This is a genomic window from Aliinostoc sp. HNIBRCY26 (assembly GCF_050235535.1).
Taxonomy (GTDB): domain Bacteria; phylum Cyanobacteriota; class Cyanobacteriia; order Cyanobacteriales; family Nostocaceae; genus Trichormus.
Window position 1 is genome coordinate 6,521,886 of record NZ_CP189852.1, and the last position, 15,323, is coordinate 6,537,208.

At 42.0% G+C, this 15,323-nt stretch carries 11 protein-coding genes and 1 pseudogene; 1 reads left to right on the plus strand and 11 read right to left on the minus strand.

The genetic code is table 11. The features are described from left to right. Positions 1-288 precede the first annotated feature (288 nt). The 9 genes and pseudogenes from ACQFX9_RS27510 to ACQFX9_RS27550 form a co-directional block, all read right to left on the minus strand. Positions 289-1,670, minus strand: a pseudogene (locus tag ACQFX9_RS27510) (tetratricopeptide repeat protein); the annotation flags it as partial. 833 nt (positions 1,671-2,503) lie between these two features. Further along, complete coding sequence (locus tag ACQFX9_RS27515) at positions 2,504-3,625, minus strand: sensor protein KdpD (protein WP_427159705.1); 1,122 nt, start codon at positions 3,623-3,625, stop codon at positions 2,504-2,506. A gap of 273 nt (positions 3,626-3,898) precedes the next feature. Continuing rightward, positions 3,899-4,534 (minus strand): K(+)-transporting ATPase subunit C, encoded by a 636-nt coding sequence (gene kdpC / locus ACQFX9_RS27520; protein ID WP_427159706.1) that lies wholly within the window; start codon positions 4,532-4,534, stop codon positions 3,899-3,901. Next, the gene (locus ACQFX9_RS27525) at positions 4,534-4,797 is read right to left on the minus strand and encodes a potassium-transporting ATPase subunit F (protein ID WP_427163017.1); all 264 of its coding nucleotides are present in this window, start codon (positions 4,795-4,797) and stop codon (positions 4,534-4,536) included. The genes kdpC and ACQFX9_RS27525 overlap by 1 nt, the downstream gene beginning before the upstream one ends. A 188-nt stretch (positions 4,798-4,985) precedes the next feature. Then, on the minus strand, positions 4,986-7,133 hold the full coding sequence (gene kdpB, locus ACQFX9_RS27530) for a potassium-transporting ATPase subunit KdpB (RefSeq protein WP_427159707.1): 2,148 nt from the start codon (positions 7,131-7,133) through the stop codon (positions 4,986-4,988). A gap of 160 nt (positions 7,134-7,293) precedes the next feature. After that, entirely contained in the window at positions 7,294-9,039 is a 1,746-nt protein-coding gene (kdpA, locus tag ACQFX9_RS27535; protein WP_427159708.1) for a potassium-transporting ATPase subunit KdpA, read from the minus strand. 761 nt (positions 9,040-9,800) lie between these two features. Next, positions 9,801-10,844, minus strand: a complete 1,044-nt coding sequence (locus ACQFX9_RS27540; RefSeq protein WP_427159709.1) for a 3-deoxy-7-phosphoheptulonate synthase — start codon at positions 10,842-10,844, stop codon at positions 9,801-9,803. Positions 10,845-11,041: 197 nt separating this feature from the next. Continuing rightward, a complete protein-coding gene (locus tag ACQFX9_RS27545) occupies positions 11,042-12,700 on the minus strand; it encodes an alpha-amylase family glycosyl hydrolase (protein ID WP_427159710.1) in 1,659 nt (552 codons plus the stop codon). A gap of 315 nt (positions 12,701-13,015) precedes the next feature. Then, positions 13,016-13,393: a DUF1823 family protein gene (locus ACQFX9_RS27550; RefSeq protein WP_427159711.1), complete on the minus strand. Its 378-nt coding sequence runs from the start codon at positions 13,391-13,393 to the stop codon at positions 13,016-13,018. Positions 13,394-13,498: 105 nt separating this feature from the next. On the opposite strand from ACQFX9_RS27550, the gene ACQFX9_RS27555 reads away from it, so the two are divergent. Further along, positions 13,499-13,804, plus strand: coding sequence for an acylphosphatase (locus ACQFX9_RS27555; protein WP_427159712.1), 306 nt, complete (start codon positions 13,499-13,501; stop codon positions 13,802-13,804). An 8-nt stretch (positions 13,805-13,812) separates the two neighbouring features. Here ACQFX9_RS27555 and ACQFX9_RS27560 read toward each other — a convergent pair whose 3' ends face one another. Together ACQFX9_RS27560 and ACQFX9_RS27565 are read right to left on the minus strand one after the other, a co-directional pair. Beyond that, positions 13,813-14,184: a pentapeptide repeat-containing protein gene (locus ACQFX9_RS27560; protein WP_427159713.1), complete on the minus strand. Its 372-nt coding sequence runs from the start codon at positions 14,182-14,184 to the stop codon at positions 13,813-13,815. Between the two features lie 118 nt (positions 14,185-14,302). Next, the gene (locus ACQFX9_RS27565) at positions 14,303-15,289 is read right to left on the minus strand and encodes a zinc-dependent alcohol dehydrogenase family protein (RefSeq protein ID WP_427163018.1); all 987 of its coding nucleotides are present in this window, start codon (positions 15,287-15,289) and stop codon (positions 14,303-14,305) included. Between the last annotated feature and the right edge of the window lie 34 nt (positions 15,290-15,323).

Sequence of the window (15,323 nt, forward strand, 5' to 3'; positions counted from 1 at the left end):
GAAAACCCCTCGTTAAAAACCGGGTTTCTTGCAAATCCCTCAGCTTAAAACCTTAATCTTTCGTTCAGAAACCCGGTTTTTTAGGGCTAGGGCTTGCTCAAGTCGGGAAACCCGCCCACGCAACTGGCTTCCCTAAAAGGAGAGAGGCTTTAATTTTCCCCCTTCCCTAGTAGGGAAGGGGGTTAGGGGGTTAGGTTTCGCGTTAGATTTTCCACATAGCGTGAAAAGTCAGAACAAAAACAAGTAAAATTGTAGGCGATATTTCCCCTGCCCCCTGCCTTTCACATCTCAACTAGGAATTTCCCTGAGTTTGGCTGACGCAGCTTCTACAAAATATTCATAGGGAATTTCTCTCGCCAGTTGAATGGCTTCATTAAGTGCTTCTCTGGCTGCTGTTTCCCGTCCCAATTTTAAAAGAATTGGCGATGTATAGTAAATCAAGTTCCGGCTTTGGCTATACTTAGTCCCAATTTGTCTATAAAGTGCTAACGCTGCTTGGCAATATTCTAAACCCACAGTTAAATCTGCTTGTAAACTGCCAATGGCTTGTAATGTATTGGCTTCCCCCAAGCGAGAACCTGTGTCGCGGTAGAATGCCAAGGCGGCTTCGTACCTTTCTAACGCTTCCGTGCTGCGTTTGAGGAACTGCAACACATCGCCAATGGCTTTTAATGTATTGGCTTCCCCCAAGCGAGAACCTGTGTCGCGGTAGAATGCCAATGCCGCTTCGTACCTTTCTAACGCTTCCGTGCGTCTGTCTAGGAACTGCAACACATCCCCAATCGCTCGTAATGTATTGGCTTCCCCCAAGCGTGCGCCAATGTCGCGGTAGAATGCCAATGCCGCTTCGTAGCTCTCTAACGCTTCCGTGCGTCTGTCTAGGAACTGCAACACATCGCCAATAGCTTGTAATGTATTGGCTTCCCCCAAGCGAGCCTCCACAGGAGGAGCTTCGCTAACGCCAATGTCGCGGTAGAATGCCAAGGCGGCTTCGTACCTTTCTAACGCTTCCGTGCGTCTGTCTAGGAACTGCAACACATCGCCAATCGCTCGTAATGTATTGGCTTCCCCCAAGCGTGCGCCAATGTCGCGGTAGAATGCCAATGCGGCTTCGTACCTTTCTAACGCTTCCGTGCGTCTGTCTAGGAACTGCAACACATCGCCAATAGCTTGTAATGTATTGGCTTCCCCCAAGCGTGCGCCAATGTCGCGGTAGAATGCCAAGGCGGCTTCGTACCTTTCTAACGCTTCCGTGCGTCTGTCTAGGAACTGCAACACATCGCCGTAAACTTTCAACGCATCACTGTAAATTCCGCGCTCATTTTCTTGGGGAGATTGCCATTTTGCAATTAATCTCTCATATAGACTCAAGCGTACAGCATTGTAATAGCGTTTCTTGAGAAATTCATCACAATCATCATGATTATTTTCACGGTAATAAACACTAGAAAACGCCTCAGCATACATTCCCAACTCACAATAATGATGGAATATTTCTAAATATTCCGTCACTGCGGCTAAATTATCATCCTGACTTTTCAGGTTATGTGGAAAAGTTAACTTGAAACCTAACCCCCTAACCCCCTTCCCTACAAGGGAAGGGGGAAAATTAAAGCCTCTCTCCTTGTAGGGGAGAGGTTTGGAGAGGGGTTTTCCAGATCCCGTGAAAAGTCAGAATCATTTGGCTATTATCTTCTACCTTGTGAATCTCAATCTCATCAGCGATTTTCTGAACATCGGCTGCAAAATTTGGGTCATGGTTCATCGTATCGCGTAAATATGTCGCCAACGCCTGTAATTCTTCTTCCTTGCCGTTTTCTACAGCCTTTAACGCATTCACCGCACTAGGATTATTACCCAGTTTTGTCCGAATTTTCTGGTAAAGCTCATCAATCTTCTTTAAACCAGTTTCAGTAAATTTCTCTCCTAACTTACCAACACTAGCTTCAAAGAATTTACCACAGGCGAGTTTAGCAATGGCTAAAGCAGCAGCTAAAGTTACAGGATCAGTCATAACTGTGGATATTGGAGGTTTAGTTTAAAACTATACAAGGTTTTCTAGTTTTTCTTCAAGTTCACAGTTACTCATTCCGTAAATTTAGTTAATCCTAGTATATGTAGTGGCGTGGCAAGGCTAAAATAGTGCAATAAAAGAAATTATATCCGCGTTTATCGGCGTTTATCGTAAATTCAAGGGTATAAGACCCCTACGTCTACACGTAGTATCAGTTGAGTTGGGGTTTAAATCCTCGACTCAACTGTCTTCCATTTTGAATTTTGAATTTTGAATTTTGAATTGTTAACTGCGTTTAATTATAGCCAAATCTATTACATCATTTTAGGCGTAGGTTGGGTTGAGGCTTTGCGAAACCCAACGCTACAATCAATGTTGGGTTTCCTAACGTCAACCCAACCTACATTTAATGCACTACTTTAGCCTTGCCACGCCACTACGCTACCTACGTATCTGTTCAAAAATCAAGTAGGAATCCTATATTACCTATCATTGTTCGGTAGCGATAATATGTAAGTCAATGTTTTGATGTCGAATTAAATCTACTAATCTCTGCGTAAAAGAGCCTTTAAACCATCTTTTCCATCGAGGCTGTTGGCTTTCACCAATGACAATTTGAGTGATGTGATACTTAGCTGCAACTTGAGCAATTTCTTGGGCGACATTTTGACTCTTGACGTATAAAAATTCACCACCAAATTCTTGACATAACTTCTCGCAGGTATCAATATGTACACTTTCTTTTTTGGTGAGGAATCGCTCAGGATCTGCTACAAAAACGCCATAAAGTCGCGCATTCATATAATTAGCGATGCGTGCGCCGCGACGGAGCAATTGCACCGAGTTAGGGTAGGTAGACACACAAACTAAAACTCGTTCGTGAATATTACAGCTTTGTCCTTTTGAGGTAGAAGTGTTTGCTTCCTCCTCAACTGTATCCGCTACTTCCCGCAAAGCTAGCTCTCGCAAAGCAATTAAGTTGCGACGTTGGAAAAAGTTTTTCAGGGATTGCTCGATTTTCTCAGGTGCATAAATTTTGCCCTCCTGCAAGCGGTCTTCTAGAGTTTCTGGGGTAACATCAATGACTACGACAGCATCAGCTTCATCCAGAAGGCGATCTGGAATACGTTCTCGCACTACAATACCTGTAATCCTTGCAACTAAGTCGTTCAAACTTTCTAAATGCTGAATGTTGACAGTGGAGTAGACATCAATTCCGGCGGCTAAAATCACTTCCACATCTTGGTATCGTTTTTCTCGACGCGAACCAGGTACATTAGTATGAGCAAGTTCATCAACTAACACAAGTTGGGGAGAACGTTCCAATATTGCATCTGTGTCCATTTCCTGCAAAGTAATATTTTCTCGGATTGTGACTTTTCTAGGTATCACCTCCAGCCCTGTAGCTTTTTCTGCGGTTTCTTTGCGTCCATGAGTTTCCAAAATGCCAATGACAACATCAATACCGTCTTGTTTCAGCTGATGTGCTTCTTCCAGCATTTTGTAAGTTTTGCCGACACCAGGAGCCATACCGATGAAAATTTTATGCTTTCCACGTCGGTAAGGACGAATGTAGGAACTGTCAGGAGCAATTGTAGAGTTATGAGACATGGATAGGTGATTTATCTAGGCTTTTAACGATTTCTTGCCAAAGGAATTTTGTACTGGGTTCAGCTTGAGGAAACTGATTCCAATTTTGCCAAAAAAACTAGGAATCTCCTACCAATATGTTAGTGAGTAAATAAAACGACTGGAAAAACCAAATAAACAATGTAAAAATACTAGAATTCAGTTCGTAGTAAGGACTTTAGTCCTTTTCTATTCGCGCAGCCTCTCGTAGAGAAGAGAGAACTAAAGTTCTCACTACAAACCTTTAACTACAAATTATTTTAAAGCATCTACAGCCAGATTTAATTTCAAGACATTTACCCCAGGTTCACCAAAGATTCCCAAAAAGCGACCATCAGTATTTTGATTAATTAAAGTTTCTAGTTGTTCGGGTGGGATTCCTCGCGCTTTGGCGACACGGGCAACTTGCGCTCTGGCAGCTTCTGGGGTAATGTGGGGGTCAAGACTGGAACCAGAGGTGTAAACTAAATCTGCGGTAGGTTGCACACCGGCTGCTTTTAATCGGTTGAAATCACCTTCTACCCGTTTGCTGGGATCTGGGTCATCTTTACCTTTGATACGTTCCATTAAAGCTGAATTACTGGGAGCTAAGTTACTTGCACCGGAAACTCCTGTTTGTAAGACTTTCCCATCATCTTTTTTTGGGTCGGCGGTGCTGTAGCTGGTAGTGCTAGGGCGAGAGTTAAAATAGCGATCGCTACTAAAGGGTTGACCAATTAAACTAGAACCAACAACTTGACCTCGACTATCTTTAATCAAACTACCATTAGCTTGAGATGGAAACACAAGTTGTCCAAAGGCAATCATTACAAACGGATAAATAATTGCACCAATTATCCAAAGGACTATAGTAGAACGAATTGCGCGGCTGGCTTCTGTTGCAAAACTCATTAAAATTTCTCCGGTACAAACATCACAAAAAACAAATATGTCGAAAGGCTCAATGTTACTAGCCCCAACAGTCCTAAAGCCCAAGCTTGAAAGTGTGAAAACTGTTCCCCAGTCGCAGCATAAACAACAGGCGCGACTACAAGGTTGAAACACATTGCTAAGAACAAATACAAAGGCAACTTTTGTTTACGCCATTGCTGCCAAATTTCGTTTATTCCTGCAAGTATTTGGGCGAATACTTGCGGTGTCAGTAGAGGAAACATATTTACACGAGGAAGTTTCATAATAGTTTTGAGAAATGAGATATGAATACAGCTCAAAAGAAGTAATACCAATTCAAAATTCAGGCGTTGCTAATTAGTAAGTTTTTTAATTGCGTTAGCGGAAGCGGGGCGTTTAGCCCATTGCGAATTGCGAATTGCGAATTGGTATCATACCCCTACACCCCTTTTCAACTCAAAGGTAAAATCACATCAATGAGTTTGATCGCAATGAAAGGTGCAATAATGCCACCTACGCCATAAATGAAAATGTTGCGTTTTAATAGTTGATCTGCTGTTAGGGGACGGAATTTCACGCCTTTAAGTGCTAGGGGAATCAATACGGGAATAATTAAAGCGTTATAAATTAGGGCAGAAATAATCGCAGATTGCGCGCTTTTTAAGCCCATAATGTTGAGTGCGCCAATCCCTGCCGCCGCAAAAATAGTGGGGATAATGGCGAAATACTTAGCAATATCGTTAGCGATGGAGAAAGTGGTTAACGCCCCACGGGTGATGAGTAACTGTTTCCCAATTGTCACCAAATCGATTAACTTAGTGGGGTCAGAATCTAAGTCCACCATGTTAGCAGCTTCTTTGGCGGCTTGAGTACCAGAGTTCATGGCTAACCCGACGTTAGCTTGAGCTAATGCAGGTGCATCGTTAGTACCATCACCAGTCATGGCCACCAGCTTACCTTGAGATTGTTCGGAGCGAATCACGCTAATCTTGTCTTCTGGTGTGGCTTCGGCGATGAAATCATCAACTCCGGCTTCTTGAGCAATTACACTGGCGGTAATGCGGTTGTCACCCGTCAGCATAACAGTCTTTACACCCATGCGCCGCAGTTGGTCGAATCTTTCCCGCAGTCCCGGTTTGACGATATCTTTGAGATAAATCACCCCGAAAATTTGGTCATCTTGGCAGACTGCTAAGGGTGTGCCACCTAAACGAGAAACTCGCTCATAAGCTGCATCCACATCATCAGCAATTCGACCACCGCGAGAACGGACAAAGCCTTTAATTGCGTCTACTGCGCCTTTACGGACTTCCTTCCCGTTGGGTAAGTTAGTGCCACTCATACGAGTTTTGGCGGAAAATTCCACACCTTCGGCTTGTTTGGAGTCGAAATCAACCTTTACACCCAAACTTTCAGCTAGTTTAATAATTGACCTACCTTCTGGTGTTTCATCAAACACACTGGCAGCTAAAGCCACTCGCGCTACATCTTGAACTGTGTAACTGTTGACAGGGATAAACTCATCAGCCATGCGGTTGCCCAAGGTAATTGTACCAGTTTTATCTAGCACCAAGGTATTAATATCACCGCAGGCTTCTACAGCTCGTCCAGAGGTGGCAATGACGTTAAATTGGGCGACTCTATCCATGCCAGCAATCCCGATCGCACTAAGTAAACCACCGATAGTAGTGGGTATTAAAGCTACTAACAGGGAAATTAAGATGGCAACACTCGCACCTGCACGCAAGCTGCTACCTGCTTCAACCCCAAACACAGTGCTGATAAAGTTGGCAATGTAGTTAACAAAGGGCGGCATGGTAGCCACCACAATTAAGAAAACTTGCGTTAGTACGGCTAACAATACTGTTAAGGCAATCTCATTAGGCGTTTTCGTCCGTTCTGCCCCTTCTACTAGGGAAATCATCCGGTCAATAAAGCCCTGACCAGGGTCGGCGGTGATGCGAATCGTTAATTCATCTGAAAGTAAGCGTGTACCTCCAGTCACAGAACTAGCAATATCTGTACCTGGTTGCTTGAGTACGGGCGCAGATTCCCCCGTAATGGCTGACTCATCGACTGAACCGATACCTTGAATGACTTCGCCATCGGCGGGAATCATATCATTAGCAATGACTTTTACCAAGTCGTTGCGGCGTAATTCTGTGGAATTAATTTGCTGAATCGTACCATCAGGCAGTATTTTGCGCGCAGTAGTATCAGAACGAGTTGACCTCAAGGAATCTGCTTGGGCTTTACCGCGTCCTTCGGCGACTGCTTCCGCAAAGTTGGCAAACACGACTGTAAAAAAGAGAATTAAGGTAATTAAACCGTTTAATAGCCGTTGTTGGTTGACATTTACCTGTAAAGTACCGAATAAATTAGGGTCAAGAGTTACCAGAAAAGTAACGATTGTTCCTACCCAAACTACAAACATCACAGGATTTTTGACAGCAATTCGGGGATTCAGCTTGACAAATGATTCTTTGATTGCTCTTTGGTAAAGCCCCCGCATATCTGCTTTGGGTGTATGTCTGCGTGAATCACGAGTTCCTTGGGGAATACGGGGAGGACGAGGTGATGAGTCTATATTGGTTGTCATAGATTAGGAAATTTATGTTTGGCAGGGGGTTTCTGGTGTTGCATGATTGTGGGATGATTTTTCTCACGCAGAGACGCAGAGGCGCAGAGAGGATGAGGAGTTGAACTTTAGCATTTCTTACCCTACACCCCTGTGTTTCTTGAACCTTTAAACTTGAGTATTAACCAATACCTCGCGCAATCCAAAAAGCTTCACCGATGGGGCCGAATGCAAGGACTGGGAAGAATGTCAGCGCGCCGAGAATTAAAATTACCCCTGCGGTTACACCTGTAAATAATCCGGTGTCAGTGCGTAATGTACCGACGTTGAAAGGAACTTGCTTTTTGCGAGACATACTATCTGCAAGTAAGAGTAAGCCGAGAATGGGAATGTAACGTCCAGCCAGGAGACTGAAACTAGTGCTGAGGTTCCACCACAAGGCTGTTGCGGTAGTTTTTGCACCAGTTGCAATGGCTATTGGTGATGGTTGGGAATCTCCTAACCCTTCAAATCCTGAACCGTTGTTAGCTGCTGCTGAGGCGTATTCATAGATAACTTGAGCAAAACCGTGAAAGCCGGGGTTGCTGATTCCTGCTAGTTGATCGGGAAATGCTAGGGCGATGCCGGCTGGTATCATAATGGCAATGGGATGAACTAAGAGAATCAGAAAACTCGCCAGTACCACCTCCCGCTTTTCGATTTTGCGTCCCAGAAATTCTGGTGTGCGTCCCACCATTAACCCTGTAGCAAATACTGCCAAAATCAAGTAAGCAAATAAGTATGCTGTGCCTGTACCCTGTCCACCCCAAATGATTTGCAAAAACATATTCGACAGGGTGACAAAACCGCCGTTGGGCATGAAGGAGTCATGCAAACTATTAACAGCACCGCACATAGTGCCGGTTGTGCTGACAGCAAACAAAGCAGACTGCGCCCAACCAAACCGGACTTCCTTTCCTTCTAAGTTTGGTTGTGTACTGCCCAAAAGTGTATTTATTGGCGGATTGCCGTTATATTCACCAATGGCAGTGATGATGATAAACGCGATATAAATCACCCCTACCATCCCGTAGACTAACCAAGCTTGTTTAGTGTTGTTAGCAAATAAACCATAGGTGTAAATTAAGGCTGTGGGAATTGACAGCATGGCCACAACCTGAATTAAGTTAGAAAACCCGTTGGGATTTTCAAAGGGATGGGCAGAGTTGATGGCAAAAAAGCCGCCGCCGTTTTCTCCTAACTGTTTGATGATTTCAAAATGAGCCACAGGGCCGCGTGCGATCGCCTGACTAATATTAGGATCTTCTAAAGTAGGAATGACAATCGGCCCGGCTAAGGTTTCGGGAACACCAGCCGCCATCAATGCAATCCCACCCACAATACAAATAGGTAACAAAACCCGCGTAATTGAGCGAATCAAATCTACATAAAAATTGCCCAATGGTCTACCAGTCAACCCGCGAATAAAGGCAATTCCCACCGCCAAACCAGTCGCCGCCGAAGTAAACATATGATAACCCAGACCCCACATTTGACTGGCATAGCTGAGGTAGGTTTCACCAGAATAATGTTGTTGGTTAGTGTTGGTAATAAAAGATATGGTTGTGTGTAATGCTGTATCCCAAGTTGGCGCACCTATTTTAGTAGGATTAAAAGGCAACCATCCTTGATTCATGAGAATAAAGAAAATCAGCAACCCCATCACTATGTTGCTGTACAAAATGGCGCGTGCATACTGCCAACCAGTCATATTTTCTTGAGTGGCAACACCCACCAGAGAGTAAAGTATGCGCTCAACTGGATTCAAAACCGGGTCAAGAAAAGTTCTTTGCTCTTGGTAAACACGCGCCAGATATCGCCCAAACAAGGGAGTTATTGCCACGACAATTAATAGCGTTAATGCTATTTGTATCCATCCTTGTAACATGATTTATTCCAATTAATATTCGTAATTTTGACGATAATTTCAGACATCGCTGTACATAATATTTTATGCGGCAATTATTTGTATCATTTGATTTAAATCATCCATTGATTTTGGAGAAAATTCAATATATAGAAGATATAAAAATAGGCTTATTTTTTATTCATGTAGCGTTTATTTTTTCTATATCTAATGTTTAGATAATTTATATGCAGGTGTTTAGTATGTTTAGATATCTGCTAAACGCTAAATTTGATAATAATTAAGTAGAACGACTTGAAAAAACAAACTATGTGAAGTAATGTAAGAAAATTGGTATCTAGTTAGTAGTAATGACTTCATACCAATTCACGAAAATTCTGATACAGATCCAAACATAGGAACCCTTGTCAAGTCAGGACTTATCAATTGCGAATTGTGAATTGGTATCAGTCCTTATTAGAGGACTAAAGTCCTCACTACTAACTTTGAATTATCTACACCATTCTACTTAATTGGTATAACTTTAATATGCAACCTCAACCTGACGGGGTGACAAAGGGGCTGAAGCTAATTCAGTAGAGGAGCGTGACCGTTTTAGGGTAAAAAAAGATAGGTCAAGTATTATCAACAAGACCTACCAAATGATAATGATACTTAAATTCTGCACTAGCTGCTGTGAAAAGGTACTGACACCGACACAGTATAAGAAGTTAAGATTTTAACCATTTTCGCCAATCTACATTCGATTCTTGGCATAAAATACAAAATGGTGTTAGCTGCTCTTACTTTAACTGTTCATGGGCAGCTAAAATAATTTTTTCTGTTTCTTCCCAACCGATACAGGGGTCAGTTACAGAAACGCCATACTTGAGTTCCTCTTTGGGACAATTAATTGGTTGATTGCCTTCAGATAGATGTGATTCTAACATCATCCCCACAATAGATGTATTACCATCAATAATTTGTTGGACGACGTTTTCTAACACAGACGATTGTAATTTGTAATTTTTATTCGTATTGCCGTGGCTACAATCAATAACGATACGCGGCGGTAAATTAGCTTGTTTTAATTGTGTTTCTACCTGTTGTACACTCTCGGCATCAAAGTTAGGTTGACTACCACCACGTAAAATTACATGACCGTAAGCATTACCTTTAGTTTCAAATACACTCACCTGTCCTTTAGGATTAATTCCTAAGAAATTATGGGGAGTTCTGGCAGAATGCAAGGCATTTAAGGCAACTTGAATATTACCATCTGTACCATTTTTAAACCCTACAGGCATTGACAACCCACTCGCCATTTCGCGGTGAGTTTGGGATTCAGTTGTGCGTGCGCCAATTGCTGACCAAGTAATTAATTCGCCAATGTATTGCGGAATAATTGGATCTAAGGCTTCTGTAGCACTAGGCAATCCTAATTCTGACAATTGCACTAATAGTTTCCTAGCAATTATTAGTCCCTTTTCGACATGGAAAGAATCATCCATATTAGGGTCATTAATTAAGCCTTTCCATCCTACTGTTGTTCTGGGTTTTTCAAAATAAACCCGCATAATTAATAGCAGCTTATCTTGGACGCGATCGCTTAAATCTTTCAGTCGTTTTGCATACTCTAATGCCGCTTCTGGATCATGAATTGAACAGGGGCCAACTACTATAAATTTACGTCTATCTTGAAAGTCTAAAATTTGTTCTATTTCTTTGCGAAATTGCCAAACAGTTTGTTCCGCAGTTTTTGTTAAGGGTACTTTAGATTTTATTTCGTTAGGGGTTAAGAGAACGTGGCAATTTTTAATATTGGTGTTAAATAATTTGTTGTGCATGGAGAAGTTGTCTTGATGGTTGAGATGGATTTTTGAGTCCGATTAGTATCCATATTGTAAATGAAACACAGGATACAGATTCATTTACTTTTTTGGCAAGTCAGAAAAATCAGACATAACAGCTAGGGTTACGGCAATAAAAAAGGGAGAGTGTTTACCCTCCCTAGAAGTTAAACCTGAGATTTCGGTATATTTTATTACTGCCAAACGAATACTTTGGCTTCGTAAGGCCCAATATCAGTCATAATCCCATCATCACCGGCTTCTACGTCATAATCTCCTGTCCACTCGTGCCATGTACCACCACAGGGGAAATTAGGAACGTGATAACCTGCAAGGAAATTTTCGGAGAAATTCGCAACTACAACTACGCGAGAACCTTCTTCATTCCAACGACTGTAGGCTAATACCTTAGCTTCGTGATTTTCGTGAATGAAATCAATATTTTCTGTGTAGAGAGCGTGGTTATTTTTACGTAATTGAATCAATCCTTTGTAGTATTCAAATAAACTACTATTTAGGTCATTACCTAAGAGTTGCCAATCTATTTTTGCTGATTCCTGCTGTTTAGGTTTGTATTCCCCAAATTCTTCACCCATCCAAATTAGGGGTACACCGACAGATGTTAATAGGATAGCTACACCGAGTTTAGCGCGTTTAAAAGCTTCCTCAGCGAAAATATTGCGATCGCCTAACTCCACCATGAGATGATGATGGTCATGGTTAGTCAAGTAATTCACCACATTAGTTGCACCTAAAAAGCCTTGACGCTTACAGTCAATGACATCTTTGAGGTTCTCTAAATCAAAGGTATCGCCGCAAATATGAGCTTTGATGGTGTGATAGAAGCTATCATGCCAACAGCCATCCATCGGCCCGTCAACATTAGTAATGCTAGTAGTTTCTGGGATGTGTTCTGCCACATTATAAAAGGGTTTTGCACCGGCAGTTTTTTTAGTTTCCTGCACAATCCAGTGCATAAAATCATAGTTACCTAGTTGTCTAGCCGCATCATAACGAATGCCGTCTATATGATATTCTTCAATCCAAAACCGCACCGTATCACCGATAAATTTTCGGGCTGGATAGATATCTAAATTTTCATCATAGAGTTCATAATTAAATTCTGGCCCCCAGTTATTATCAGGGTCACGGGGTGCATGGTGGTACCAATAATCATGGTCGATTTGTGTTAATGGACTAGAGGCTTCTGAGTGGTTATAAATCCCATCCATTAACACACGAATTCCCCGATGATGACACTCATCAATTAAACGTTTTAAATCTGCTGTTGAACCATAGCTAGATTCTGTTGCAAAAAAATAGCGGGGATTGTAACCCCAACTATAATCACCAGGATATTCTTTCACAGGCATTAACTCAATAGCGTTGATGCCTAATTCACATAAGTAATCTAATTTCTCAATAACGTGTTTATATTTTCCCCGTGCATAGGGGTCATCCTCACCACCAGAAAAATCACTAACGTGTAATTCATAAATTACTAATTCATGGTCGGCTGGTAAAGGTTGATCATCATATTGCCAGACATAAGTATCAACAATAATATCCCCATCTTTGATGCGGATAACACCATTATCTTTGCCGCTTAATTCATCAATATCAGTTGCATAGGGGTCTGTGACATCAACCCACTGATCATCTTCAAAAAACCAAGAGTTTGTCTGTACCCGAAATTTATATTGATAAGTGCCATCTGCTAAGTCAACATGGGTACGAAAATAACCATCATCGCCTTTTTCCATAGGAACTTCCTGCCAATCTGAGAAATCCCCTATGACAGCCGCGCCTTTGTTATAGGGTGCAAATAACTTAAATTCAATGGAATTTTTCATGAAAATTTATCAAATTATGAAAAGTTAGTAATGATTATTTTCTAATTAATAATCAATTTGCAAATCAATCAGAGGATATAATTAATAGCTGAGTTCCTCTATCCTGAGTTTGAGAATGTAATATATCAATAGGTGACTTATTAATCTATCTCAAAATAATTTTTACCAACTCATATACTCAGTAATTGTCTACTATCCTCAGATATAGATAAAAGCAAATATTCGGTAGCTATTTTATAAAGTCATCACAACTTCCCAAATATGGAGCGCATTCTTTTGCAACTGTGAGATTTACCGAATATTTGCTCTGATTAATTATTTACTTTGATCAATGGTTTGCTGCAAATGACTTAATAACCAATTAGCAGCAGTGGCTCTGCGAGTTTCCCGTGGTGTAAATGTACCAATTTTGTAACCCTTAAAACCCAACTTTTCCTTCGTAATTTGTTTATATTGTTGAGGAATAGAGCGAGTTAACTTCATAGTAGCGGGACGGCTATCTAAAAAATTGGGTGGCTCTGGATACTCATCTCGCCATTCTGGTGCAACCAAGTTGTTATCCCACTTTGCTGTTGTAGAGTCATAGCGATAACCCAAGTAATACCAGACTAATTGCATGACTGTAGCATCATCAATTTGGTCATTGAGAATACCCCAGATAGTATCTGTATTGAGTGGTGGTAGTTCAGACATAAGCAACGCAGAATTGAAAATTTCACATTAGCAGTTTTAATTTAAAATATCAGTTCTTCAGTCACAAACCATGTAGACTAGTGACTGTAAAGTATAGATTGGTCAATGCCAAATCCTACACCACAAGCAAAACTAATTCGCGCTCACGTCTTCATTTCCGGTAGAGTCCAGGGAGTAGGGTATCGCTATGCTACAGTCGATACTGCTAGCCAGTTGGGTTTAACTGGTTGGGTGCGAAATCTTCCTGATGGACGCGTAGAAGCTGTATTTGAAGGGGCGCAGGAGGTTGTGGAAGATATACTACGCTGGTGTCACGCTGGCCCCCCTGCGGCAGTGGTACAAGATGTTAAAGTCGAATATGAACACCCAGAAGGCTTGCGAGTGTTTGAAGTCAAGCGCGTTATTGAGTAAGAAAGCAGTCATTCAAACTTGTGCATCTTTCTACTGGCAGGATCAAAACCCTTAGAAAAGCGGGTGCTGTCATCGTAATAAGCACCTGTTAAATCTGCTCCATACAACTTAGTGAGATTTAGTTTAGCACCGCGCAGATTTGCTTCATTTAACTTAACACAGCATAAATTTGCTCTAGTCAAATTAGCATTAGCTAAATTGGCTCGACTTAAGTCTGCTCCCCAAAGTTTAGCTCTTGCGAGGTTAGCATCACTCAAGTCTGCTCCCCATAAATTTATCCCCGGTAAATAAGCTCCTATCAACTTAGCTCGAATTAAATTGGCGGCGGGAAAATATCTCTCCCCTGCTGCATAACGCCGTTGAATATTCTCCGCATCCATATGTTGATGTATGGCTGTTGACTAATGAGTAATGAGTGCTGAGTGCTGAGTAATGAGTAATGACTAATGAGTAATGACTATTGACTATTGACTATTGACTATTAACCACTACTTTCCTTTACTCTACAACTAATACGGCTGAACCCTCAATTTTGCCGCTACGCAGCGCATCTAAGGCCTCATTTGCTTGAGTTAAGGGAAAGGCGTTAACTTCAGTATGTATGGGAACTTGCGGTGCTAAAGCTAAAAACTCTTCCCCATCTTGACGCGTCAAATTAGCTACAGACCTTAACACCCTTTCTTCCCAGAGAATACTGTAAGGGAAAGAGGGAATATCACTCATGTGAATTCCAGCACAAACCACCACACCACCTTTAGCCACAGCCCGTAAAGCCGCAGGTACAAGCTTCCCGACTGGTGCAAAAATAATGGCTGCATCTAGAGGTTCTGGCGGTAATACATCAGAGTCCCCTGCCCAGACTGTACCTAATTGACGTGCAAATTCTTGTCCTGAGATATCACCAGAGCGAGTAAACGCAAATACTTGGCGATTTTGATGACGGGCGAGTTGAATGAGGATATGCGCCGACGAACCAAAACCATAAAAGCCCAACTTTTGCGCCTCACCAATCATTCTATAAGCTCGGTAGCCAATCAAACCACCACACAGCAAAGGTGCAACTTGCCAGTCGGAATAACTGGGGTCTAGAGGGAAACAAAAACGATGGTCAGCCACAGTATATTCAGCATAGCCACCGTCTAGATTGTAACCTGTAAACTGAGCGCGATCGCACAAATTTTCCCGATGAGAAAGACAATAAGGGCAAGAATTGCAAGTATATCCCAACCAAGGCACACCCACACGTTGCCCAATTTGGAAGTTATGAACATCACGTGCAATTCCCTCTACAGTACCAACAATTTGATGACCCAAAATCAAAGGTAATTTAGGGTGTGTCAATTCCCCATCAACTATATGCAAATCAGTCCGACACACTGCGCAAGCATGAACCCGAATCAGCAACTGTCCAGCATTCAAACTAGGTATTGGTACATCAACTAATCGTAGTGGTTGACGCGGCGACTCCAAAATCATGGCACGCATATTGGGGAATGGGGAATGGGGAATGGGGAATAGG